The following is a 23,049-nucleotide window of genomic DNA, read 5'->3' as shown; positions in this document are numbered from 1 at the left end:
AATACCTTAGCAGTCCACTCCGGTAGGGTGTCAACACGCAAAAACCGGGGGCATCAGCTGCCGGCGGCCAGCATGGCGTCCCGCAGCCGGAACAGGCGCGCCAGGTGATCGTCCATCTCCAGCAGGGCCTGCTTCTCCTCCAGGGGCAGGGGCATCAGCTCCGTCAGGCGCGCGCCCACCCAGCCGGCGCGATCATACCCCCCCTGCAGCAGGTGATACGGCGCCGGCAATTCGCTCAGTACCCGTTGCAACAGGGCCGACAGGGACAGGAACTCCTCCGGAAGGGGCACGTCCTCGGGCCATTCCCGGGGGGTGACCTCGGCCATGAGCAGCCGGTCCTTCTGCACCCAGGTGCTCTTTACGCAAAAGCGCTGCTCCCCCAGGAACGTGATCCCCAGGAGCCCGTCGGGGCGGCGGTCCCAGTCCACGATCCGGCCCCAGGTGCCCACCGGGTGGACCTGGGCCGCCTCCCCGGCCTCCTCCCCTTCCCGGATCAGGCAGATGCCAAAGGGGGTGCCGTCGCGCATGCAGCGGCGCACCATATCGATGTAGCGGGTCTCGAAGATGCGCAGGGGCAGCACCCCGCCGGGAAAAAGGACCGTGTTCAGGGGAAACAGGGGCAGTTGCATCAGTCCATCCCTCCCGGTGCCTCCCCCCAGCGGGGGATGAGATCGTTGTGAATGCCCAGGTGGTCCAGGGTGCGGGCCACCACGAAGTCCACCAGGTCTTCGATGCCTTCCGGTCGGTGGTAAAAGGCCGGGGACGCCGGCAGGATGACCGCCCCCATGCGGGTCAGGCGCAGCATATGCTCCAGGTGGATCTCCGAGAGCGGCGTCTCGCGCACCACCAGGACAAGGCGGCGGCGCTCCTTCAGCACCACGTCGGCGGCGCGTTCGATGAGAGAGCGGCTGGCCCCGGTGGCCACCGCCGCCAGGGTGGCCGTGGTGCAGGGGCAGATGGCCATGGCGTCCGGCGCCGAGGAGCCGCTGGCCACGGGGGCGGTCCACTGCTCGCGGCCGAAGACCCGCAGCTGCCCCGGCCCGGCCCCGAAACGTCCCGCCAGCATCCGCTCCATGTCGGCGGGGGCCCCGGGGAGCGTCAGGTCCGTCTCCAGGCCGGCCACCAGACGTCCGGGCTCGGAGACCATCAGATGCACCCGCACCCCCGCCTGCAACAGGCAATGCAGGAGGCGCAGGCCGTAGCGGGCCCCGGAGGCGCCCGTCAGGGCCAGGGCCAGGGTGTCGGGGGGATGGGGCAAGGGGGCCTCCTGCGGCTGCAATGGATCCGGATCCCGCCGGGCCGGGACCGGCCTCCATGATACCCCATGCGGCCGGCCATGCCTGCCGCCCCGCTTCAGTATTCGCCCCCGGAGGGCCACATCTGCGCCTCGAAGCGCACCACCCGGTTGCGTCCCCGCTCCTTGGCGGCATACAGGGCCACATCGGCATACTTGAGCACCTGCCAGAAGGCCTGGGCATCCCCCGGGTACTCCGCCAGACCCACGGACAGGGTCTTGCGCAGCTCCCCGCCGGACACCTTGAACACGGTCTGCTCCACGGCGCCGCGGATCTTCTCCGCCACCTCCATGGCGGCATCGGCCCCCGTGTCCACGAGGATGACGAGGAACTCCTCGCCGCCGTAGCGCAGCACCAGGTCCGATTCCCGCAGATGGGCGCGCAGGATCCCGGCCAGTTCCCGCAGGATCTGATCGCCCACGTCGTGGCCATGGGTGTCATTGACGGTCTTGAAGTAGTCCAGATCCAGCATCATCAGGGTCATGGGCCGCTGCCGGCGCCGGCTCTGGGCCACCAGGGTGGCGGAATACTCCTCCAGGAAACGGCGGTTGCGCAGTCCGGTCAGGGCATCGTTGAGGCTGGATTCCCGCAGGCTGGCCATCAGGGCCTTGGCCTGAAGCAGCGGGGCCGCCTCGCGCAGGTAGGCCCCCACCAGGGGCCGGGCGGCCCGGAGACGGTGCACCTCCCCGGCGGGGATCACCAGTTGCACCACGTTGCCCACCCCGCCGGACTGGATGACGGGGATGCACAGGTAACGCATCCCCGCCTCCAAGGCCTGGCCGTCGAAGGCCCGGCACAGGCCCGGCTGCTCCAGTCCGTCGATGAGATGGCCGGTGCGCACCACGCGGCAGGTGGTGCAGGTCTCCAGGATATCCGGGCTGCACCAGCGCACCGTCTCCGCCGGGACCCCGTCCACCAGCGCCACCCGCATGGTCTTGCGCTCCCGGTCCACCGCATAGATGGAGAAATGTTCCAGGGCGAACTCCTGGCGCAGCACCTCACCGATGCGCAACACCACCTCCTCGGTGGACTGGTCCTCCTCGATGGCCTGCTTGAACTGGGCCACCCGCACCAGGCCGGAGACGGTGTCGGCGGTGTCGTTCAGGAGATTGCCCCGGGGATCGGGCAGGGCCTGCACCAGCTGCGCCACATGCCCACGGATCTCACTGAGCTTTGCGGTGATGCTGCGGCTCATGTGGTTGAAGTCCGTGGCGATCAGGCCGATCTCGTCGTTGCCGCGCCGCTTCACCCGCTGACTGAAATCGCCTTCCGCGGCCCGGCTGGCGGCCTCCTGGATCTCGGCGGTGGTCTCCACCAGGGGGCGCAGCAGGCGGCCCAGGAAGTACATGGAGAGGGCCGCGAAGAACCCCACGATGAGCACCAGCAACAGGGCGGTGGCGATCCCCAGGGCCTTCATGTGATCCATGGAGGCGGTCAGGGTCACCGCCCCCAGGGCCGCACCCTCCGGGGCCACGTGACAGGCCATGCAGTTCACGTCCCCCTGCTCCTCGGCCACGTAGGGGATGGTGGCGCGGAACTCGCTGCCCCAAAGCCCGCCGGTCACCCCGAAATAGGGCGTGCCCGTGGCCAGCACGCGACGGTCGATGCGGTCCACACGGGTCTCCAGGGGCAACCCCTCACCGTACTGCTGGATCACCAGAGGACCGCGCACCACGCGCACTTCCTCCAGGCTGTGCACCTCCCCCAGCCGCTGCAGGAGGGAGGTCCGGCGGTCGATGGTGCCGTTGAGCATGGCCTCGGTGAGGGCGACCCGGATCATCTCCGCGGCGGTGCGCGTATGTTCTGCCGCGGAGCGCATGGAGAAATCCCGCAGCAGGGCCATGCTGGAGATGCCGATGACCAGGGTCATGATCAGCATCACCACCAGCAGGGCCAGCTGGGTCTTGGTCTGCAGGCGCACGATGCGCCCGCCGTGGCGCCGGGCGACCGCCCGCCGGACCCGGGCACGACGCAGGCCGTGCCCGGCGGCGCGCAGGCGCCGCAGCAGACGAACCAGGGGATCGAGGATCATTGCGGGAATCATGCCTTGCAAACTCCGTTTCATGCTTCCGGCACGGCCTCCCTGGCCGGCAAAGTGCCCGCTGCCAGCAAGGGCTCACAGGTCTCGGCGGGCTGGGGGCGGGCGTAGAGATAGCCCTGGGCCTGACGGCATCCGCGGGCGAGCAGCCAGTCCGCCTGGGCACGGGTCTCCACCCCCTCGGCGACACAGGTGAGACCCAGGCTCTGTGCCAGGGCGAGGACGGCCCCGGCGATCACCTCCGCATCCCCGCCGGCTTCCAGATCGCCGACGAAGCGCTTGTCCAGCTTGAGACAGTTCACGGGGAACCGCCGCAGGTAGGCCAGGGAGGAATGACCGGTGCCGAAGTCATCCACCGAAAGCCCCACCCCCATGGCCCGCAGTTGGGCCAGCACCTGACGGGCGGCATCCATGTCTTCCATGAGCCCGGTCTCGGTGAGTTCCAGCTCCAGGGCCGAGGCGGGCAGGCCGGAGGCCTCCAGGGCAGCCCGGACCCGCTCCACCAGATCCGCCTGATAGAGCTGCACCGTGGACAGGTTCACCGCCACGGAGAACTCCCCCAGACCGGCCTGACGCCAGTAGTGGGCCTGGCGACAGGCGGCATTGAGGACGAAATCGCCGATGGCGATGATGGTGCCGTTGGCCTCCGCCCGGGGGATGAAGACATCCGGCGGGATCCACCCCCGTTGCGGATGATGCCAGCGCAGCAGGGCCTCCAGGCTGACGATGCGCCCATCCGCCAGGTCCACCCGGGGCTGATACACCACATGGAACTGCCCCTGATCCAGGGCACGCTCCAGATCGTGGTCCATCTCCACCATGCGGGTGTGGCGGGAGAGCATCCCGGGCTCGAATTGCAGCCAGCGCGACCCCGGCGTGCCCTTGGCCCCCTCCACGGCGATGCCCGCGTGGGCCAGCAATTGCGAGCCATGCTCGGCATAGGGCGGACAGGCCACCAGGCCCACGTGGCCATCCACCTCGATACGCCGTGCCCCCACCTGGAAGGGGGCATCCAGCACCGCCAGAAGTTCCATCACCCGCCCCTCCCGCTGGGCCACGGAGAACCCCTCCCGCAGGATCACACCGAACTGGTCGCCGTAGATCCGCGCCAGCAGGCCGTCATGACCCACCTGCGCGGCCAGGCGCGCCGCCACCTGGTTGAGGATCTCATCGGCCACGGCATCGCCCCAGATGCGGTTGATGTCGGAAAACCCCGCCAGATCCACCAGGCACAGCCCCATGGGACGCCGCGCCTCCCGCGCACGCCCCAGCTCCATATCCAGCATTTCGGTGAAGTGATGCCGGTTGGGCAGTCCGGTGAGGGCATCGTGGCGCACCAGGTATTCCGCCCGGTCCAGGGCCTGCTGATGGCTGCGGTGGCGCCGCATCAGATCCTGCACGATGGCGGCGGACAGGCCCAACACCAGGAGCAGGAGCACGCCACCCACCACCAGCATCCAGGCAAAGCCCCGCCAGGCCTCGCTGCGGGCGGCCCGGGCCCGTTCCAGGATGCGCGTTGCCACAGTCTGTTCCAGAGACCGCAGGCGTTCCAGACGCTCCCGGGTGAGACCGAACCATTCCACGGCACTCAGATGGGGCGGACGGCTGGCGACACCGTGATTGATGATGGCGGCACGGGCCGCCCGCAGGGATTGGTAGGCGGTCTCCGATTCCAGCATCAGGAGCGCATTGCCGAATGCCGGGGGGGCCAGGGAGAGGAACTGACTGCGTTGCTGCTCCTGGATGGCCAGGTTGCTGAGATAGCGGTAGAAGACATCCGGATCCTCACTGGCGCCGCTGAGCCAGGCACTGCCCAGGGCCCGTTCCAGGGCGGCGTGCTCCTTGAGCAGGAGCAGGGGCCGGTAGGCGTTGAGCAGCCCCGACAGGTCACCCCCGCCCCCCTCCCCCGTAAGATGGGCGGCGACCAGGATCAGCCGCTGAATGAGACGATCGTAGACCGGCAACACCTCCAGCGGGGGCAGTTGCAGGCGGTCCACCCGGTCGCGGTGGGCGTCCAGCTCCGTAAGATCGCCGCGGATCCCCGCCACCAGCCCCTTCAGGGCGGGGGGCACCTGGTCGGCGCGCTGCCGGAAGTCGGCCATGGCTTCATCCGTGTGCTGCCGCGCCCGTTCCAGGATGGAGAAGAACTCGTTGTCCTGCCCGCTGAGATACCCGGCGGAACTGTCCCGCTCCGCCTGCAGGGCATGCACCAGGGCCTGCACCCGGTGCCCCAGGGCAGTGTGGGTCTGCACCTGCTCCATGTGGCGGGCGGCATCGAAGCGGTCCTGAAGTGCCACCAGGGCCATCATCAGGAACGCCAGCAGGGGGATCCCGATCGCCAGGGTGATGCGTATACCCAGTCTGTCCACGCCGTCCTCCGGGGGTGCCGCATGGCCCATGTCTGTATCCTGCACAGGATAACGGGCGACGGCCCCTGTCGCAGCAGGGAATCAACCGAAGGGGGCCTCCTCCTGTGGATGCCCCCGGGCCGCCCCCGCGAGCAGGGACATGCAGGCCTCGGGGGGTAACGGCCGGGCGTACAGGAAACCCTGACCAAAGGCACAGGCCCGCTGGCGGAGCCAGGCCGCCTGGGCGGAGGTCTCGATGCCTTCGGCCACCACCTCCAGGGACAGGCTGTCGGCCAGGCCGAGGACGGCCTCGGCCACCTTACGACCCTCCCCGCTCCCCTCCAGATCCGCCACGAAACTGCGGTCCAGCTTGAGGGTCTGCACCGGCAACCGGGTGAGATAGGCCAGGGAGGAATATCCCGTGCCGAAGTCGTCCACGGAGAGCCGCACCCCGAGGGCGCGCAGGTCCTGCATCACCGCCCGGGCCGTCTCCAGATCCTGCATGATCCCCGTCTCCGTGATCTCCAGCTCCAGGGCCGGGGCGGGCAACCCAGCCTCCTCCAGGGCACAGCGCACCCGCGCCACCAGATCCGCCTGGTAGAGTTGCACCGTGGACAGGTTGACGGCCACGCTCAGGTCCCCCAGGCCCCGGTCCCGCCAGCGGCGGAGCTGCCGGCAGGCGCTTTGGAGCACGAAGTCACCGATGGCGATGATGGCACCGGTGGCCTCCGCCCGGGGGATGAAGACCGCGGGGGAGACCGAACCCCGCCGGGGGTGATGCCAGCGCAGCAGGGCCTCCAGACGGGTCATCCGGCCGGTCGCCAGTTCCACCTGGGGCTGGTAGTGCACCTCCAACTCCCCCCGCTCCAGGGCCCGTTCCAGATCCTGGTCCAGGTGCGCCCGCTCGGCGTGCCTGCGCATGCGCTCCGGATCGAACACCTGCCGGCGCTGTACCGGCTCGGCCTTGGCCTGCTCCACGGCGAAGACCGCATCGGCCATCAGATCCGAGACCGTCCCGGGGAGGGGCGGACAGATCACCACCCCCAGATTCCCCCGCAGCTCGATGAGCCGCTGCCCCACCCGGATCGGGTCGTCCAGCACCTCCAGCACCCGCGCGGTAAAGTCCTGGACATCCACCCGCTGCGCATCCCCGGCCAGACAGAGGGCGAACTGATCGCCATAGACCCTCGCCACCGGCACGGCGGGGCCGGCCAGGGCCACGAGGCGATCCGCCACTTCCTTCAAAACCTGGTCCGCGGTCTCCTCCCCCCAGATCCGGTTCACTTCGGAAAACCCCTCCAGGTCCAGCAGGCAGAGGGCGAGCCCGCCCCCCGAGGCACGGGCCGCCTCCAGGTGCCCCTGGAGGATGCGGGCGAAGTGGCGGCGGTTGGGCAGATCGGTGAGGGCATCGTGGTGGGCCAGGTACTCGATGCGCCGGGCATGGTCCCAGCGCTCCCGCTCACGACACAGCAGGCGCCGGGCGATCAGCGCGGACAGTGCCGTGGTCAGCGCCAGCAGCATCAGGACCGCCCCCGCCAGGAGCCACCACTGGAGCTGTACCCGTTCCCGGATGGCACGGGCCTCCTCCATCAGGCCTCGGGTCAACCCCGTCTCGATGCCGGATAGATGCCGCAGGCGCTCGCTGCTGACGCGGAACCAGCGCACAGGGCTGAGATGGGCAGGCGGACCCGCAGCCCCCTGGTTGAGAATGGCCGCACGTGCCGCCAGGAGCTCCTGATGGGCCGGTGTCCCCTCCACGGCCTCCAGATCCCGGCGCCGCGAGTCCGGGGTCATGGCAAGGAACTGTGTGCGCAGGAACTCCTGCACGGACACCGCCTCCACGTAGCGCCGGAACACCAGCGGATCGGGCACCTCCCCCCTGAGCCAGGCACTGCCCAGGGCCCGCTCCAGACCGGCGTATTCCCGCATGAGCAGGAACGTGCGGTAGGCATCCAGCCGCGCAAACAGACCGCCCCCAGCATCCATCTCCGGCACGGTGGAGGCCAGCAGCACCAGACGGCGCACCATTCGGGTATAGGGCGGCAGGATCTCCAGGGGATGCAGGGCCAGGCGATCCACCTCCTCCCGGTGCTGTGCCAGCCCCTTCAGGTCGTCCCGGATCGCATCCAGCCAATCGGCCCGATCCGTACCCACGGCGAACTCCAGGCCCCGGGTTTGTTGCAGGAAGGCCTCCACCTGGGCATCGGTGGTGCCCCGGGCATCCCCCAGAATCCGCCGGAACGCCTGATCCTGCCCGCTGAGAAAACCGACAGAAGCCCCCCGCTCCATCTGCAGGGCCTCCACCAGATTGCGCACCCCTGCGGCCAGGGTCACGTGCTCCATGAGGCGATCCATACGCCGCACCTCCAGCCCCCGGTCCACAAGCAGGGTCCCGGTCAACAGCAGCAGGGCCGCTACCGGGATGAGGATGACCCCGATCAGGGGGCCCCGGAGGGAATCCATGTTCCGCGCGCTGTCCATCGGCGCTCCTTGAGGTTGTATGTCTCCGGCCAGGGGCCGGTATCCGGTACAAATCCGGAGCGGCGGACTAGACCCGTGCCGCCGCCCCCGGCCGTTCGGCCCGGATCACCACGAAGGCCCCGCGCCCGTGACCCTCCGCCACCGTGCCTGCCGGGGCCCCGGGGATGAGGGTCTGGCGCAGTTCAGGTGCAACGAACCCGGCCGCCGCCAGATGGGCCAGCACCTGCGCAGTGGTATAGAACCGGGCATCGCGGTAGAAGACACTCCCGGCCTTGTGAGCGTCGTATCGCCGGCCCAGGTCGCTGTCCAGATCCACAAACCCGGTCAGGATACACCCGCCGGGTTGCAGGACTCTGAAGGCCTCCCGGCAGGTGCGATCCAGGTCGTCCACAAAACAGAGTGTGGTCACCATCAGCACCCCGCCGAAGGCCGCATCGACGAACGGCAGGGCCTCGCCGATCCCCTGCACCACCGTCACCCCCAGATCCCGGGCGCGACGGGCCATGACGACAGAGGGTTCCACGCCAAAACCCACCCCCAGGGGCGCGGCAAACCGGCCCGAACCCACCCCCACCTCCAGCATACGGCCGGGATCGGGGGGCATCAGGGCCCTCACCGCCTCCAGTTCCGCGGCGTATTCCCCGCCATGGCGCTCAAACCAGCGCTCATAGCGTTCCATGTGGCGATCAAAGGGATCGGTTTTGGGCATGCGGCTCCCCCCGGCGCGATATGCGCTTCAATCCATGACGCGGGCACGATAGCCCAGCGCCTCCACGGCCTGGCGCAACGACCCGGCGGAGGCCTCCCCCTCCACCAGGGCCTCCTGGGTGGAGCGGTCCACGGAGACCACCCGATCCACGCCGGGCACGGCGTTCAGGGCCTCACGCACCGCGGCCTCGCAGTGCCCACAGCTCATCCCCTCCACGTGCAGACGGATCATGATCATGCCCTCCATTGATATTGGTCAATTTCTATTGCTTGCCCCATTCCCGGCCCCGGAGACAACCGATCCCCCCTGAAAATGAACGCTCAACTGACCTCGCTCAAGCATTTTCGCGTTTCGGCCCAAAGGGGCTTCCTCTGCGGTTCACCCAGCTTGACATCCAACCTTGTCAACGTAGACTTACACCCTGACTGAAGACGTGGTTGTACGTATCCAAGCGATACGGCCCGCAAGGTCAACGATCAGATATCCCACGGGCCCGTGAGGGCCTGCCTTCAACGCAAGAGGGTACTATCGATGAGTGAGTACAGACCGAGCAAGCCGAGCAACCCCAGGGACGACTGGAAGCTGTGGCTGGTTGTCAACCCCGGCACTTGGCTGATGCCCATCCTGATGGCCGTGCTGGTTGTCGCCCTGGCCGTGCACGCCTTTGTGTACAGCAACGACAACTACAACCCGCTGACCTATGACGCGTCCGCGGCCGCTGCTGAAACCGAAGCCGAGTAAGGAGGATTAGATCATGAATGACAGCATCTCCGGTCTGACCGAAGAACAAGCCAAGGAATTCCACGAACAGTTCAAGACCACCTTCACGGTGTTCATGGTCCTGGCTGCCGCTGCCCACTTCCTGGTGTACCTGTGGAGACCCTTCTACTAAGAAGGACTTTCTCCGCACACCAGTAAGGTGTGGTTGAAAACGGGGGCGCCCCGGCAAGACATCGTTCGGATCCTTCCGCCGATGGGTTGTCTGGGATAGCCCCCGTTTTTTCATGTCTGATGCGCTCACCCACGAAACCGATGCACGCGCTCAGATCCCCAGAAAGGCCCGGCAACCCATCCCGCTGTCCTGACCGGCCCTCCTGGTCCGATCGGGCCCAGGCAAACCCATGAACGAAGTAACCCAAAGGAACGGATTATGGACCCATTCATGAATATCCTGGGCACCCTCACCGGCCTGGCCGGACTCATCGTCTGCGCGGCCACCGGCGCCACCTGGCTGATGGGGGAATATCACCTGCTGGGCCTCGAACTCCTGGTCACCCTCACAGGCGGGATTGCCCTGATCGCAGCAGCGATCCTGTTCAAGGTGCAGATTCTGGTCATGCGATCGTTCTAGGGGAAAGGCCCGACCGCTACCGGTCCACCCCCCCGCGAGGCTTTTCAGGGAAAACGCCGATCCAGGCCTTGCGACCGAGATGCCGCACCAGGAGGGGAAGGGGCATCTTCTGCCGGTGCCCCCGGACGATCAGGTATCCCTCCTTCAGTGCCCCCGAAAGCGTCCTGTGATGACTTTCCCGAACCGCCAGCGCCGAATCCAGGGCGCCGCGCAGCACTGCTCCCCGCATCCCACCGGGAAATGCATCCGCCGCCCAGGCCTGAACCTCCCGGGGCAATGACGCACCCATGACCCGGTCCAGGAAATACGCGGCCAGCATCAGCGGTTCCTCAAGACCCAGTTCAGCGGCCCGCGCCTGCAACCGTCGCCAGAACTCCCCGTCCGCTGCCGTACCGACCAGGTGATACAGATCCACCAGGTCCCGGCAGCCGTGGGGCATCTCCCCCTCGGAGAAGAACAGATGCGTCGCACCATGCAGGACCATATCCTCCCGGGCCAGCACCCGGAAGGGACGCCCCTCCACCGCCACCGACGCATCGAACAAAGGACGGGAATCCGTCTTCAGGCGGGCCGTGGGGGGGAGTATGGCGTGGTGCACATCCACGATCGTCCCCCGCTGGATATGCTGCATCGGGGGAAGCTCGTGCATCCACTGACGGTAATAGCGCTGGTCATATGGATCATGATGGGCATTCATCCAGCCATGGCGCATCAGCGCCCCCTCTACGGCCCCCAGGGCCCTGCGTTCCACCAGGAGATCCACATCCCCGAACAACCGCCCGGCGGAGGCCTTCAGGCCCGCCACGTGATAGGCGGCCCCCTTGAGCAGAACCACCGGGGTATCCAACGGGCGTAACGCCTCTGCGATGCAAGACAGCTCCCACTCCAGTTCCGCGCAGTGGGTTCGGGAAAGCCTCAGCGCCCACTCCAGATGACGGCGGGGTGCAGGCGGGATCCGCGACCACCCCCCGGTATCGCGCACGCTGTGGGCCAGGGTGCCCAACATCCGGTTCACCCGGGCCTGCCGAACGAGGGCATCCCAGCGGGTAAGCTCCAGCCCCCCTGCCCGCTCCGGGTACTTGAGTACCTCCAGCAGCAGCGGAATCCCCTCCCGGACCCTCATGCCTCACCCGTCCCATGGATCTCCTGCACCAAGGCCATGCCGTCGGCCAGGGAACCGTACTCGATCCGGAAACACCGGCAACACTCCACCAGATCCCCCAGGACACTGAACCCCTCCTCACGCAGGGCCGAGACATTGAACGCGCTCTCCAGCAGCCCGCCAAAGGCCATGGCAGGCCCCAGGGATGTCACCGAGGGGGAGGATCCGGCACGGAAGGAGGGAAACACGATCGCAAAGGGTCTCGCCGGTCGGCCGGCCTGTTCCACACTCGCCCTGGGGGGGCGCATCAGCGCCACATCCCCCTTCAGGGTATCGGTCACCGTGGGGCTGAAAGGCTCCGCCCCGGCGATGCCTCGCAGGATCCCGATGGAGGCATTCTTGAGACTGACGGGACGACACAGCCCCTCCACCTCCTGCCCCGTCAGCGTCAGCAACGCCAACTCATCGGAAAGCAGCCGCCACCCCGCGCAAGACAGGCCCGCCACCAGGGTACTCTTTCCCGACCCCGGGGGTGCCGGGATGATCAGGGCCCGGTCGTCCCTCTCCACAACGGCCGCATGCAGCACCAACCGGTCCTGCACATGCGCATAGACACACCAGTTGAGTCCCCATTCCAGCAGAGGCAGGGCCTGATCCCGGGGCAGGGGCAGGAAGGTCGAAGCGCCGTCGTGACGGAAGCACGCCTGTCGGGCGAACCAACGGCGAAGGGACCGGGGTGGGTTCACCTCTACGGAGAAATCCGCAAAGCCCCGGGAGAGCAGGGGGTGATGGCCATAGAGATGATGGACTCCATCCGCAACGAAATCTAAGGCGCTGCGCAGGCGAAAGGAGAGCCTCCCGGCCCCGATCACCACCCCCGGACCGGCCATCCATGCCCGGAATTCGCTCCGGGAAATCTCTCCGACACGACACGACACGCAGGGCCGATCCCTATTCCTGTCTCTCGATCAGCCGGAGCCGTTCCATGCTCTCCAGGGCCCGGCGCACGAGATCGCACCAGTCCTCCCCCGGCGGGGGCGCGTCACATTCCGCAAGCAGGCGATCGGCGAGGGATTCAAGGCACCAGGCCCGGGAGGATTGCATCCGTTCCAGGATCGCACCACACAGGGGGGAAAGCACATAGATATCCCCCGCCCCCCCGTGGAAGGCTGCAGCACCGTCCTGCCAGCTCCGCAACAGGACCCCATCGGGGTGAAGACGCCATTGCATTGCATGCAACTCAGTCAACCGGGCCTACGCCAGGGAACAGCCCATGGAGGGACGCTTCCAATTCATGTACGGGCAGGATCACTGTCTGCAGGCATCGAAGCCACTCACCTCAATCATCATCCGCAGACCCTTCATACGTGGATTCGAGATACTGCTTTACATCCACCTTGGACCATTCGCTGCCGGAAACCATCAGATAACCCTTTGTATCCACCTCGTTCCACATCTCAAGAACCAAGGATTCAGTTAGAGGATAGCCATCAATTGTTTTAGCGTTCATATAGGCAGCAACGAAAGCCCGCGCGAGCTGATATTTATCTTTAAAGGTTTTATCACGCTGGCCCGAGACAACATCTCCAAGCGTCAAATCATCCTTGGTGCGCGTGGGATCTACTGCAGAAATCTTACCGTCAGGGATTGTCGATTGCATTTGAATATGGTTGATCGTGCCAAAAACCTTCACAAAAAGACGTTCCAGCTCACCGGAGCCCGCCCCCTTAACACCCGCGGAATTCCCCCAGTACCCTGGCGACCTGCCGCAAACCAGGTCCTCGCGATCCCCCCGCCTTCCGCTTGCATTGGCCGAGTCATGGCCTGAAGGGGTATCGGCGATGCAACTGCCCTGTGCCATCAGGGGCCGGTTCATCAGGGCGAAGAGTACAGGCGTCGCCCCCGTAGCCAGCGCGATTTTGCGGCGATTACGGCTGGGTCGCTGCTCATTGACGGACTTCGGATCACCCCCCTGCGGGGATGGCACCCTGGACTGCTCGGAATGCTGGGAATCAGTCATGTGTCTTCGGCCTCGACAACCGGGGTGGGGACATGGAATAGCTGCAATCCGTGGACGATCCATGGGCGCGCCCACCTCCCGCTCAACGTTGAGCTGTACAATGCAAGAAGTGGTCCGGCCAATACAACCCCATGATTATGAACCACTCAGCCACTCCACATGTGATCCACATCACATGGGCGGACTGGATAGCGTTAAATAAATCGACACTTCATGGACAAGGATTTTCCGTCATTCTAGGCTCCCCCCCGGAATGAAGCGTCATTGGATCCATTCTCAGATAACCCAAGGGGCAACGGAGTTCCCGGATCCCTCCCCATTAAAGCGTCAAGAAATCCGACAGATCGTGAAGACGACGGGTGAAAAACCCCTGCCAGCACTTTTTGGAAATCCAACTATCACAGGATAGCAGGGAAGCCGTGCCACACCCCAACCGGCGAACGACCCCGTGCGAATGCATGAACGAACGGTGATCCTGCGCAAGGATCAGGCAAAGCGCATCGAGGCGCTCGCAGAACGCGCCTGTAAGAAGCAGCATGAAAACGAGGACGAATCCAGCCATGCACGCCCCCTCATGCCATGGAACACACCCGTGCGGGCACGCCATGCCCATGGCGTGCCCGCGTCACCGCCCACGCGCGCCCCGCGCCCGATGGAGGACGCACCTGCTTCTGGCCCTTGCACTGGCCCTTTCGGAAGCCGCACCCGCCTCCAACGACGCCGCACATGGCCCTCCCACCGGGATGTCCGTCCCGGCTCATCCCGTGGTGGCCACCCCGGACAACTACCGCGACAAGGTCCGCAGGCTGCAACCCGGCGAGCGCCTCCATCTGACCGCCGGCCTCTACCCGCGCAGCCTGCGCCTGCACGATCTCCAGGGCACCCCCGAGGCCCCCATCGTGATCAGCGGACCCGAATCGGGGGAGCCGGCGGTCCTGCTTGGCCGCGATGGGGAGAACACCATCAGCCTGGCGCGCACGGCCCATGTGACCCTGCGCCACCTCACCCTGGATGGACGCGGCCGCAATGCCGCCGGCGTGGTTCTGGAACGCGATGGCCGTTACGCCCATCACATCACCCTCGAACACCTCACCATCCAGAACTACGACGCCTCACAGGGTCATACCGGCATCACCACCCGGGCCCCTGCATGGGGCTGGATCATCCGGGATAACGACATCCACGACATCGGCACCGGTCTCTACCTGGGCCAACCCGACGGCAGCGCACCGTTCATCGCAGGGCTCATCGAAAACAACGCCATCCGGCGAACCCTGGGCTACAACCTGCAGATCAAGCACCAGGAGATACGGGCTCCCGCACCCGGCATCCCCACCGAACCCGGGCAGACCGTGATCCGCCATAACCTGTTCAGCAAGGCCGAACGGGCCAGCAACGGCGCCTCGGCACGCCCCAACCTGCTGGTGGGCCACTGGCCACCCGAGGGACCCGGGCGCCATGACCGCTACCTGATCTACGGCAACCTGTTTCACGAAAACCCCCACGAACGCCTGTTCCAGGGCGAAGGCAACGTGGCGCTGTACAACAACCTGTTCTTCAACAGCCGCGGCCCGGGGATCCTCATCATGCCCCACAACGACGTGCCCAAAGCCATTCACATCCTGCAGAACACCCTGGTCACCGCGGGTACCGGGATCCGGATCACGGGGGTCCACCCCGATCACCCCCAGCAGGTCTCCGGAAATGCCCTCTTCTCGCCGGAACCGCTGCAGGTCGTGGACGCCATCCCCACGGGGGAGAACTTCACCGCCCCCCTGGAAGCCGCCGAACACCACCTTCACGCCCCCGACCCACACCTGGACCATCTGGACCTGTACCCCCGCCCCAATCGCCTGGGGCGCGACAATAACTCGTCCGCCACGGGGCCCCTACCCCATCTGGATCGGGACTACAACCACCGACCCCGCAAACGGTCCACCTGGGGGGCCTTCGATGGCGCATCAACACGCAATCCGGGGCGCGCACCCGGAATCGGGCACCCGATGCTCCAGTGCCCCAACTGCTGAAGGACCCCACTCCCCCCTCAGCGGGGAATCGCCACCCCCAGCCGCTGCCGCACCGACCGGGGCAGCCCCGTGGACACCAGATGCAGCCAGGCCTCCCTGCGCCCTGCTTGGTGACGCAGGCAGGCCAGATACTCCCGCCAGGCCCACAGGCGACGGCCCGCGGCCTCGTGACGGTAACCCTGGGCAAAATGCAGATCCGCGATGCGCCGGCGCACCGCGCCCGGATCGGCGCACCGCCCGTCAGGACTGCACACCCCCCAGCGCCGCAGGGCATCCTCCAGCACACGCGCACCGTAGTTGGCCTGCGCCCCACGGGCCGTGGCGCTACGCGAGTGATGGCGATAGTGAGCGAAGGGGGTGGCCAAAAAGTGGACGGGGACCTGCCGGGAGATCCGCAGCCAGAGGTCATAGTCCTGGCCCAAGCGCAGGGACTCGTCAAACCCCCCCACCTGCTCCAGCAGACGACGCTCCACCAGCACGGTGGAGGTCCAGACAAAACAATCCAACAACAGCAGGTGGTAGACCCATCCGGAACGCTCCGGGTCCAGAACCATTTCCCCTGTGCCGGGCTGGGCCACATCGGTCTCCCCGCCTTCAGGAAACCAGTGCTCGAAGGCCGTGCAGCAGAAGCGGCAGTGCGGTTCTCCCTGCAGGCAGGACCACTGGGCCTGGAGCTTGCCCGGCAACCAGACGTCATCCGCGTCCAGAAAGGCCACATGACCACCCCGGGCATGGGCCACGCCCAGATTGCGGGCCGAGCCGGCGCCGCCATTCTCCTTGCGCAGAAGGGTCACCCACGGGAACCCTTCCGCCACCACCTCCGCAGTCCCATCGGTGGAACCATCATCCACCACGATCACCTCTAGATCCGCCATCTCCTGGGTCGCCACGCTCTCCAGAGCCTGGCCGATATACCCGGCGGCATTGAAGGCGGGGATCACCACCGAGATCCAGGGCGTGCTCATACCGGCTCCTTGAGGGCGATCAGGGTGGTTCCGGGGGTGAGCAGATAGCCCATCCAGCGCAGGGGGGGCAACAGGCGCACGGCGCGCGCCACGGCCCCCCGCAGGCCACCGTCCGCCGCCAGGGCATCAAAGCGGTCCAGCCCCCGCATCCCCCGCTCGGCCAGTGCCCGGCGCAACTGTCCCGGGGTGAACCAGTTCACCGCCGGGTAGGCGGCGTGATTGGCCAGCTCCGGCCGGGAGGTCACCGCCAGATGCTCGAAGCGACGCTTCAGCGGCGCCGGATACCAACTGTACAGGGGCAGGTTGAACTCATCCTGCACGGGGCACAGGCGGTTGGTGGTGCTGAGAAACAGCACACCCCCGGGGCGCAGGACGCGAACGAACTCATCCAGACAGGTCTCCCAGGGAGGCACGTGCTCCAGCAGTTCCGGCGCGATGCAGACATCCATGGAGGCGTCCCTGAACGGCAGGGCCGTGGCCGACCCCAGGTGAAACCACACCGGCAGCCCCTCCCCGGCCATGCGTTCCTGGGCGATGCGCACCAGATCCGCGTTGATCTCCACCCCGTACACCCGGTGTCCCAACTCCGCCCAGACCCGGGCCTGGGTCCCGGCATTGGAACCGATATCCGCCACATGCAGGGGGCCCTCCCGGGCCGGGGCAAAGCGCAGCAGCTTGTCCCGCAGGCGCCGCGAGCGATCGAAGGCCGCCGCCGACAGGCTCTGGCGCGCGTAATAGTCCACGAAGGCCTGGTGGGTACGGGTCTGCCAGTGTTGTTCCGGACTGGACGGCATGGGAAAGCCCCTTCAGGGAAGATCTTTAGGGAAGATAGACGACGGGAATCGGGCCGTTTCCGGATAGAGCCAGCCCATCAGGGCCCCATTCCGGGCACCAGCGGTGTCCCGGCCCGCCGTGCCGCAACCACCTGATCGTAGAGCCCCTGAAAGGCATCCAACATCGCCTCTATGGAAAAGCGGGAAGCCACGAAGGCACGACCGCGGGCACCGAAGCGGAGGATTTCCTCGCGGTGGTCATCGAAATAGGCGATCCTGCCGGCAATCGCCTCCACGTCCCGCTGCGGGCAGAGGAAACCGGTCTCCCCTTCCAGCAGACTGTCCCGTACACCCCCCACATCACTGGCGATCACCGGCAGCCCCATGGCCTGGGCCTCGGCATAGACCAGGCCCTGCCCTTCCGCCCGCCCCGAGGCCTCCACCACACCTGTCAGGGCAAACACATCGGCGCTTCGCATCTCCTCGATCACCCGATCCTGATCCAGACCGCCAACAAAGGTAACCCGATCGGTGATCCCCAGGGCCGCCGCCTGGGCTTCCAAGGACTCCCGCAGAGGACCATCCCCCACCAGACCGAGCTCCACCCGACGACCAGCCGCCGCCAGGCGCCCAATGGCCTCCAGTAGATCGCGGTGCCCTTTCACCTCCACAAGCCGCCCCACCGAGAGGATCCGCAGCGAAGCAGCCCCGGAAGCCCCCTCCCGAGGGCCCGAAAACCGCTGCAGATCGACCCCCATGGGGATCACCCGGATCGCCTCCGGCCTGGCCCCCAACTCGAGAAGCCGCTGCCGCATGAAGGCGGAGCCCACCGTATGCAGGCAATCGCTCTGAAAGAGTACCCGGAACATCTCCGGGCCACGTAGGGAAGGCAATGCCGTCGCTTCATACCCATGCCAGGTGACTACGTCCGGGAATGCGATTCCCCGATCACGGCCAAGGCAAGCCATGCGTGCCCCCAGGTCGCCAAAATGGACGTGCACCACGTCGGGTCCATCCTCCAGGGCCGCCGCGTGATAGCGCACCGCCTCCAGCATGCGCCGGGTAGGCCAGGGGGCCCGCCGGGAAAACGGGAGCACCCAGGGACCATGGCGGAGGATCATGCGGGCAGGATTCAGCAGCCCACTACCCCGAAAAGATGGCAGACCGGCATAGGACACCCGCATACGCTCCCCCTTCACCTCCGGTATCCCGTCTCCGCCGGGCTCCCGCGCCACCACATGCACCCCATGGCCACGTGCGGCCATACCCAGGACATGCGCGCGCACAAAGGTCTCCGACTGCACGGGGAAGAGATGGGACAGGATGGCAATCTGCACGGTAACTACTCAGTCCCCGCCCCAGCCATTCGCAGTACCTCGAAGGGGTTTTGACCTTGCAGCTTGCTGGTTTCCCAGACGGAGCGGATGACGCAGAAGGCCTGGCTTCCGCCCATGGCCCGGAAGCTGCCGATGACCTTGAGCTTGACCTTGATGGGCCGGACCATGCGTTCGGCGTGGTTGTTGCTAAAGGGGACGCGCCAGTCTGTGAGGAAACGCCAGATGGCCGTGCGGTGGTCCCGCAGTCGCATGAGCAGGTTGGTGGAGGGGTGTTGTCGGCTTCGTCGATGACTGCCGGGTTTTGGGAGTTTGACCGGGTGGGCCTTCAGTCCCTGGTGCAGGTGGCGGTCATAGGCGTGCAGGAAGGTGGCGATCTGGTCTTGTGGCAAACGGGTCTTCCCCTGGGCGCGGGCTTGATCCACGGCCTGCTGGGCCGAGATCAGGGTCTCACGCAACTGGCGGGGCCAGTCATATCCGGTCAGCGCTTCGCTGTAGTTCAGTTCGCGCAGGTGATGGGCATTGCATAGGACATGCTGGCACTTTGTGTAGCGCCAATAGGGGGACCAGTGGTCATGGACCGCAATGCCCTGGAAGTGCGGCAGGATGCCGGCTGCCTCCATGGCCTCGTGCCCGCGCCGGGCATGGACGGTGTAGTGCACCGCCTCCGTCGTGGCGGCCACGTGCAGCCAGTGCAGCCGGCCCCGAACCCGCAGGCCGCTCTCGTCGAAGTGGGCCACGTCGGCCCGGCGGATCTGTTCCCCTGCCGCTTCATAGGCCGGGGTCAGGGCCGTGGCCATCTCCTGGATCCAGTGCTGCAGTGTGCCCACCGAAGGCGCCACGCCGTACTGGTCCCTCAGGATCTGGCAGGTCCGCTCCAGGGCCACGAAGTGCCCCTGGTTCAGACCCACGGCATAGGCCTTCAGGCGCGGACCATGGCTCACGTTGGGCGTCACACCCGCGGGAAACGTCCCCGCATGGCGCCGGCCACAGCGACAGGTCACCTGCATCTGCCGGTATTCGGTCACCACCCGACGGGGCATTGGAATCTCGATCTGCTGACGACGTTCCTTCACCCGAGCCGGCAGGGCTTCCAGGGCGCCGCCACAGAGGCAGGTGCCCTGGGGATGCAGCACCTCCACCCGGTCCGGTTGATCCACTATCTGCCGGGTGGACCCCTTGTGCCCCTTCTGTCCGCCACTGGACCGCTTGCCTTTCTGCCGCGGCTGCGCCGGACCCTTGCGCAGACCATCCGAGGACGGCGGCTTGCTGGAGTTCCGGCTGGTCTTGGTCACCTGCTTCTCCAACTCCGCCACCCGGGCCGTGAGTGCCTCCAGGGCATCGAACAGCTGCATGATCAGCTGATCCTTCTGCTCCGAAGTCATGCGGTTGAGCTCTTCCTGGGTGGGGCGTTGCCACTTCATGAGGGGAGCATAGCCATACCGGGGGTGGGGGCGCTACCCCATCAGCGGGGGGTGGCCTGAGTAGTTACTCTGCACGAAGGGATCCTTCTTTCAATCATCTGATTCGGCAAAGGCCCGGCGCAGGGCCCTGCAGAGCACACGGGGATAGGGTGTGGCACCCAGCGGGATACCCGAGGGCATCTGCACGATATGCTCCCCGGGCAGATGATTGGCCTCGAGGAGCACGGGCCCATCGGCGAGGATGGCCACATCCCAGCCGATGATGGGCAGCGCGGAACGCACCCGTTCGTGGGCGGTCAGGACCAGGTCCAGGGTTGCGCGCCAATGCGGCAGCACCTGCCCCTCGATAACGATCCCCGTGTGTGGATTGCACTCCAAGAGGGGCAAGGGATATTCCCCCGTCTTCTGCACAGCCCGGCCGCATCGTCCGGTCCGGGGATCCACCCCCACACCCAACCCCCCCCGATCAAAATTGTCCGCGGCGCATTGCCCCATGGGGATGCGCAAAGCGGTGGCAATGACCTGGGGCCGTTGCCTTCCCTCCCGCACAGTCATGACCCGGACCGAGCAAAGACACCCGTTGCCCAGTTCACGGATTGCCGGATGATTCACCAACCGGGGCTGCACCAACAGGGGGCGCCTCATGGCCACTGCAGACTGCTGCAGGTGCGCCCACAATGCCCGGGCATCGAGGCGCTTTCCTCCGTTGCCATCTTCCCAGACGGGCTCGTTTCCCTGCAGGCTGCAGCGCCAGAAAAAGACCCCCTCCCCGGCACGCCAGTTGGTGGGCTTGACCACCAGATCCTCAGCCGGAAACGGGATGCCCCCGGGCTCAGGATCAGCGGTCACCGGACCGACCAAGGCATGGTCCCCCACCACCGGGAATCCCCTTGCACGGCACCAGGCAGCGAAGGCCGCCTTGTCCGTAAAGATCCCATCTTCGGGACCCTTGGGGAGACGCTGGACCAGCACCTGCAACAGCTTGCCCGATACATCCAGGTAGTCGCGCCGGCGTACCCGACGGGATGGCAGGAAGAGTTGATACTGGTAATAGCTGATGGGATCCAGCCCGGCACCAAACACCAGGCCCAGGACATCGAGCATCTGACGCGGCATCCCGACGCCGTGGATCCGCCGCACCCGTCCCCCATAAGTCCTCACTGTGAGGAGAGCCGCCTTGCCGCGGGTCACAGGTCGCAACATTAGATCCCACATCGCCCCCAGACGCTGTCGTGGGGTGCGGGGTTTGGACCACCAGACCCAGAACAGCCACCGGCGCAGGCATCTCAAATCCGGCTCACGCGCATACAAAACCCACCGCCAAACCAACGAAGGTGGGGGGCGGTACCAATACGGCAGGTTTTCTTTCATTTCGGCCTCCATCCCGAACGATCATCTAAACCCCCTACACCAACGAACTGGCGCTGGGATCAGTGCTGCCGTATCTGCCGGATCATCCATTCATCCCTGCGGTAGATCCGTAGAAGACGCGATGCGAGATCGGGACGGAGCAGTTGCTCATAGCTGGGCAAGCTGCCATCGGCCTCCCACCGAACACGAAGGGAGGCCGCATCCCAAGAAGCCACATCCTCAGCATCGATTCCCTTGCCAGCACCGGCAACGTTTACCCTGCGCCCGAAGTACTCGGCCGCCCGCTCCCGCCCCAGGACCGAAGCAATGCCCTCTTCCAGTCGTTCAAGGGGAATTGCATGGGTATAACGGATCGGCCGCAGATGGCTGATTTGCTCCCACACATGGGGGTCCAGTTCATTCACATCCCGCGCCTGGCCCAGATAGTCTTCCACAAAATCTGCAAAAGAGAGCGTTTTGATAGACCGATCCAGACGGTGGGCGACATCTTTGGAGATATCGGCGGCCCCTTCTGCAAGCACAAACTTGTTAATGAATAGACTGGCCACACGGCGCAGCACATCGCGATAGACGAAGATACGGTAATCACAGGACTCCAGGCGCTCGATACGGTCTTCCCGATGATAACGATTCATGAATTGAATCCGACTACCGCACTCTTGCAGGATATCCCGATGGGGAGAAGAGTCGACGATCAACCGCTTGAAGGCCGTACTGGCATTCTTTCGGATATAACAATACGCCACCCGGCACCCCTTGACTTCAAACACATAGTGATTCTCGCCCAAACCACGGGGCTTACCCAAAAAGGTCAATGCTTTATCATGCAGACGCACGGGGACTCTGCGATAATCGAATTGGTGCACATACCCCCCTTACAGAAAACCCTCAACACAACCCTTGCGGCATATTACTGCGCAAATAATCACCACCAACTAAGGAATCACCTTGAACCCATGCCAACTATGCTCACAATCCGGAAACCTATCCCTGCAAAAACCATATGTATTGGAATAGAAAATACGGATCTTTCTCTCAACATCCGGATCGCTCTCCCCCTCGACTCTGGCAACATTGACCCGAACATCGACATATTCAAACCTTACAGGTATATCAAGAAAAGCTGAAAGCCTGGCAACCTCATGTCGGGTAAAAAGACCTTCGTAAATGCCATAAAAAAACCTGATCATCACCAAACACGCGATCAATATTATTTACCGTGTTTTCGTATTTTGTACGAAGCATTGCGTGCTCAGATTGATAATAAACATCAAGCGCTTCCGTAAACCCAACAGCACGAGGGACTCCTTCTCGGTTACCCCCACGCGCACGATTATGCTTGACGGCGCTGATACAGCGCTGCACCGGATCCCGCATAAGGAAAATGACTTTCACCTTCACTCCCTTGGATTCAAATTCATCCCTGATTCGCGCCAAGCAAGAAGCAGTCAACCCACTGTAGGAAGGCGTAATATCCGCTGCAATACCACCATCCTCCAGGAGCCGTGAGAAATGCTTAAAATACAGCCCCGGGAATCTCTCCAACGCCCACATCCAGGCATCTTCCCTACATCGGATGCCGGATAGATTTCGGCGCATCCCCTTAAACAACTTGATCTCCCGCCGATCCCATACATGGTACTCTTTGACAAGGCCATCAACAAAAGAACGATCGGCACTGATATACCGGTGAACCCAGGTTGTGCCACATTTCTGCCCACCCAGACCGAGCACAACCGTCTTATCCATTTACCCACCTTCCGTCAATCAACTCATATGCATCGACACCACTGACTATTAACCCGCCCGGC

Annotated in this window: 22 protein-coding genes; 4 read left to right on the top strand and 18 right to left on the bottom strand. The window is 65.3% G+C overall.

Annotated elements, in window-relative coordinates:
• Positions 1–53 precede the first annotated feature (53 nt).
• The 7 genes from CKO33_RS08345 to CKO33_RS08315 form a co-directional block, all read right to left on the bottom strand.
• On the bottom strand, positions 54–629 hold the full coding sequence (locus CKO33_RS08345) for an LON peptidase substrate-binding domain-containing protein (RefSeq protein WP_439099428.1): 576 nt from the start codon (positions 627–629) through the stop codon (positions 54–56).
• Complete coding sequence (locus CKO33_RS08340; protein WP_200181389.1) at positions 629–1,258, bottom strand: flavin prenyltransferase UbiX; 630 nt, start codon at positions 1,256–1,258, stop codon at positions 629–631. The genes CKO33_RS08345 and CKO33_RS08340 overlap by 1 nt, the downstream gene beginning before the upstream one ends.
• 95 nt (positions 1,259–1,353) lie before the next feature.
• On the bottom strand, positions 1,354–3,327 hold the full coding sequence (locus tag CKO33_RS08335) for a diguanylate cyclase (protein ID WP_200181388.1): 1,974 nt from the start codon (positions 3,325–3,327) through the stop codon (positions 1,354–1,356).
• 29 nt (positions 3,328–3,356) lie between these two features.
• Complete coding sequence (locus tag CKO33_RS08330; RefSeq protein WP_200181381.1) at positions 3,357–5,702, bottom strand: EAL domain-containing protein; 2,346 nt, start codon at positions 5,700–5,702, stop codon at positions 3,357–3,359.
• An 81-nt stretch (positions 5,703–5,783) separates the two neighbouring features.
• Positions 5,784–8,162 carry a putative bifunctional diguanylate cyclase/phosphodiesterase gene (locus tag CKO33_RS08325; RefSeq protein WP_200181379.1) on the bottom strand — a complete coding sequence of 793 codons (2,379 nt, stop codon included), beginning with the start codon at positions 8,160–8,162 and terminating at the stop codon, positions 5,784–5,786.
• 67 nt (positions 8,163–8,229) lie between these two features.
• The gene (locus CKO33_RS08320) at positions 8,230–8,871 is read right to left on the bottom strand and encodes a class I SAM-dependent methyltransferase (RefSeq protein ID WP_200181377.1); all 642 of its coding nucleotides are present in this window, start codon (positions 8,869–8,871) and stop codon (positions 8,230–8,232) included.
• A gap of 27 nt (positions 8,872–8,898) precedes the next feature.
• Complete coding sequence (locus CKO33_RS08315; protein WP_200181375.1) at positions 8,899–9,102, bottom strand: heavy-metal-associated domain-containing protein; 204 nt, start codon at positions 9,100–9,102, stop codon at positions 8,899–8,901.
• A gap of 300 nt (positions 9,103–9,402) precedes the next feature.
• On the opposite strand from CKO33_RS08315, the gene pufA reads away from it, so the two are divergent.
• From pufA to CKO33_RS08300, 3 genes are all read left to right on the top strand, one after another.
• Complete coding sequence (gene pufA, locus CKO33_RS08310) at positions 9,403–9,612, top strand: light-harvesting antenna LH1, alpha subunit (RefSeq protein ID WP_200181373.1); 210 nt, start codon at positions 9,403–9,405, stop codon at positions 9,610–9,612.
• Between the two features lie 13 nt (positions 9,613–9,625).
• Positions 9,626–9,763 (top strand): light-harvesting antenna LH1, beta subunit, encoded by a 138-nt coding sequence (gene pufB / locus CKO33_RS08305; protein ID WP_025281777.1) that lies wholly within the window; start codon positions 9,626–9,628, stop codon positions 9,761–9,763.
• 258 nt (positions 9,764–10,021) lie between these two features.
• Entirely contained in the window at positions 10,022–10,222 is a 201-nt protein-coding gene (locus CKO33_RS08300) for a hypothetical protein (RefSeq protein WP_200181371.1), read from the top strand.
• A gap of 16 nt (positions 10,223–10,238) precedes the next feature.
• On the opposite strand, the gene CKO33_RS08295 is transcribed toward CKO33_RS08300, so the two are convergent.
• The 4 genes from CKO33_RS08295 to CKO33_RS08280 all read right to left on the bottom strand — a co-directional run bounded on the left by CKO33_RS08295 (position 10,239) and on the right by CKO33_RS08280 (position 13,344).
• Positions 10,239–11,345 carry a nucleotidyltransferase domain-containing protein gene (locus CKO33_RS08295; RefSeq protein WP_200181369.1) on the bottom strand — a complete coding sequence of 369 codons (1,107 nt, stop codon included), beginning with the start codon at positions 11,343–11,345 and terminating at the stop codon, positions 10,239–10,241.
• Positions 11,342–12,214 (bottom strand): HprK-related kinase A, encoded by an 873-nt coding sequence (locus tag CKO33_RS08290; RefSeq protein ID WP_200181367.1) that lies wholly within the window; start codon positions 12,212–12,214, stop codon positions 11,342–11,344. The genes CKO33_RS08295 and CKO33_RS08290 overlap by 4 nt, the downstream gene beginning before the upstream one ends.
• Positions 12,215–12,275: 61 nt before the next feature.
• A complete protein-coding gene (locus CKO33_RS08285; RefSeq protein ID WP_200181365.1) occupies positions 12,276–12,554 on the bottom strand; it encodes an HPr-rel-A system PqqD family peptide chaperone in 279 nt (92 codons plus the stop codon).
• Between the two features lie 109 nt (positions 12,555–12,663).
• Complete coding sequence (locus CKO33_RS08280; RefSeq protein WP_200181363.1) at positions 12,664–13,344, bottom strand: hypothetical protein; 681 nt, start codon at positions 13,342–13,344, stop codon at positions 12,664–12,666.
• A 611-nt stretch (positions 13,345–13,955) separates the two neighbouring features.
• On the opposite strand from CKO33_RS08280, the gene CKO33_RS08275 reads away from it, so the two are divergent.
• The gene (locus CKO33_RS08275; protein ID WP_439099429.1) at positions 13,956–15,371 is read left to right on the top strand and encodes a right-handed parallel beta-helix repeat-containing protein; all 1,416 of its coding nucleotides are present in this window, start codon (positions 13,956–13,958) and stop codon (positions 15,369–15,371) included.
• Positions 15,372–15,388: 17 nt separating this feature from the next.
• Here the strand turns inward: CKO33_RS08275 and CKO33_RS08270 are convergent, their stop codons facing one another.
• The 7 genes from CKO33_RS08270 to CKO33_RS08240 all read right to left on the bottom strand — a co-directional run bounded on the left by CKO33_RS08270 (position 15,389) and on the right by CKO33_RS08240 (position 22,987).
• On the bottom strand, positions 15,389–16,336 hold the full coding sequence (locus CKO33_RS08270; protein ID WP_200181359.1) for a glycosyltransferase family 2 protein: 948 nt from the start codon (positions 16,334–16,336) through the stop codon (positions 15,389–15,391).
• Positions 16,333–17,130, bottom strand: a complete 798-nt coding sequence (locus tag CKO33_RS08265; protein ID WP_200181357.1) for a class I SAM-dependent methyltransferase — start codon at positions 17,128–17,130, stop codon at positions 16,333–16,335. Before CKO33_RS08265 ends, CKO33_RS08270 begins: the two co-directional genes overlap by 4 nt.
• A gap of 77 nt (positions 17,131–17,207) precedes the next feature.
• On the bottom strand, positions 17,208–18,446 hold the full coding sequence (locus CKO33_RS08260) for a glycosyltransferase (protein WP_200181355.1): 1,239 nt from the start codon (positions 18,444–18,446) through the stop codon (positions 17,208–17,210).
• Between the two features lie 5 nt (positions 18,447–18,451).
• The gene (gene tnpC / locus CKO33_RS08255; protein WP_200181353.1) at positions 18,452–19,867 is read right to left on the bottom strand and encodes an IS66 family transposase; all 1,416 of its coding nucleotides are present in this window, start codon (positions 19,865–19,867) and stop codon (positions 18,452–18,454) included.
• Between the two features lie 90 nt (positions 19,868–19,957).
• Positions 19,958–21,238 carry a sugar-transfer associated ATP-grasp domain-containing protein gene (locus tag CKO33_RS08250; protein WP_200181351.1) on the bottom strand — a complete coding sequence of 427 codons (1,281 nt, stop codon included), beginning with the start codon at positions 21,236–21,238 and terminating at the stop codon, positions 19,958–19,960.
• Positions 21,239–21,297: 59 nt separating this feature from the next.
• The gene (locus CKO33_RS08245; RefSeq protein ID WP_200181348.1) at positions 21,298–22,074 is read right to left on the bottom strand and encodes a sulfotransferase family 2 domain-containing protein; all 777 of its coding nucleotides are present in this window, start codon (positions 22,072–22,074) and stop codon (positions 21,298–21,300) included.
• Positions 22,075–22,378: 304 nt separating this feature from the next.
• Entirely contained in the window at positions 22,379–22,987 is a 609-nt protein-coding gene (locus CKO33_RS08240) for a sulfotransferase domain-containing protein (RefSeq protein ID WP_200181340.1), read from the bottom strand.
• Positions 22,988–23,049 lie beyond the last annotated feature (62 nt).

It is taken from the genome of Ectothiorhodospira mobilis (genome assembly GCF_016584115.1).
Lineage (GTDB): Bacteria > Pseudomonadota > Gammaproteobacteria > Ectothiorhodospirales > Ectothiorhodospiraceae > Ectothiorhodospira > Ectothiorhodospira mobilis.
This window is presented reverse-complemented; position numbering and strand designations above follow the sequence as displayed.

Excerpts from the sequence above, each read along its gene's own strand:
- CKO33_RS08265 (WP_200181357.1), bottom strand. The coding sequence starts at position 17,130 with ATGCCGTCCAGTCCGGAACAACACTGGCAGACCCGTACCCACCAGGCC.
- CKO33_RS08320 (WP_200181377.1), bottom strand. The coding sequence starts at position 8,871 with ATGCCCAAAACCGATCCCTTTGATCGCCACATGGAACGCTATGAGCGC.
- CKO33_RS08295 (WP_200181369.1), bottom strand. The coding sequence starts at position 11,345 with ATGAGGGTCCGGGAGGGGATTCCGCTGCTGCTGGAGGTACTCAAGTAC.
- CKO33_RS08250 (WP_200181351.1), bottom strand. The coding sequence starts at position 21,238 with ATGAAAGAAAACCTGCCGTATTGGTACCGCCCCCCACCTTCGTTGGTT.
- CKO33_RS08290 (WP_200181367.1), bottom strand. The coding sequence starts at position 12,214 with ATGGCCGGTCCGGGGGTGGTGATCGGGGCCGGGAGGCTCTCCTTTCGC.
- tnpC (WP_200181353.1), bottom strand. The coding sequence starts at position 19,867 with ATGAAGTGGCAACGCCCCACCCAGGAAGAGCTCAACCGCATGACTTCG.
- CKO33_RS08300 (WP_200181371.1), top strand. The coding sequence starts at position 10,022 with ATGGACCCATTCATGAATATCCTGGGCACCCTCACCGGCCTGGCCGGA.
- pufA (WP_200181373.1), top strand. The coding sequence starts at position 9,403 with ATGAGTGAGTACAGACCGAGCAAGCCGAGCAACCCCAGGGACGACTGG.
- CKO33_RS08325 (WP_200181379.1), bottom strand. The coding sequence starts at position 8,162 with ATGGACAGCGCGCGGAACATGGATTCCCTCCGGGGCCCCCTGATCGGG.
- CKO33_RS08240 (WP_200181340.1), bottom strand. The coding sequence starts at position 22,987 with ATGGATAAGACGGTTGTGCTCGGTCTGGGTGGGCAGAAATGTGGCACA.
- pufB (WP_025281777.1), top strand. The coding sequence starts at position 9,626 with ATGAATGACAGCATCTCCGGTCTGACCGAAGAACAAGCCAAGGAATTC.
- CKO33_RS08315 (WP_200181375.1), bottom strand. The coding sequence starts at position 9,102 with ATGATCCGTCTGCACGTGGAGGGGATGAGCTGTGGGCACTGCGAGGCC.
- CKO33_RS08335 (WP_200181388.1), bottom strand. The coding sequence starts at position 3,327 with ATGATCCTCGATCCCCTGGTTCGTCTGCTGCGGCGCCTGCGCGCCGCC.
- CKO33_RS08345 (WP_439099428.1), bottom strand. The coding sequence starts at position 629 with ATGCAACTGCCCCTGTTTCCCCTGAACACGGTCCTTTTTCCCGGCGGG.
- CKO33_RS08280 (WP_200181363.1), bottom strand. The coding sequence starts at position 13,344 with ATGACTGATTCCCAGCATTCCGAGCAGTCCAGGGTGCCATCCCCGCAG.
- CKO33_RS08285 (WP_200181365.1), bottom strand. The coding sequence starts at position 12,554 with ATGCAATGGCGTCTTCACCCCGATGGGGTCCTGTTGCGGAGCTGGCAG.
- CKO33_RS08275 (WP_439099429.1), top strand. The coding sequence starts at position 13,956 with ATGGCGTGCCCGCGTCACCGCCCACGCGCGCCCCGCGCCCGATGGAGG.
- CKO33_RS08270 (WP_200181359.1), bottom strand. The coding sequence starts at position 16,336 with ATGAGCACGCCCTGGATCTCGGTGGTGATCCCCGCCTTCAATGCCGCC.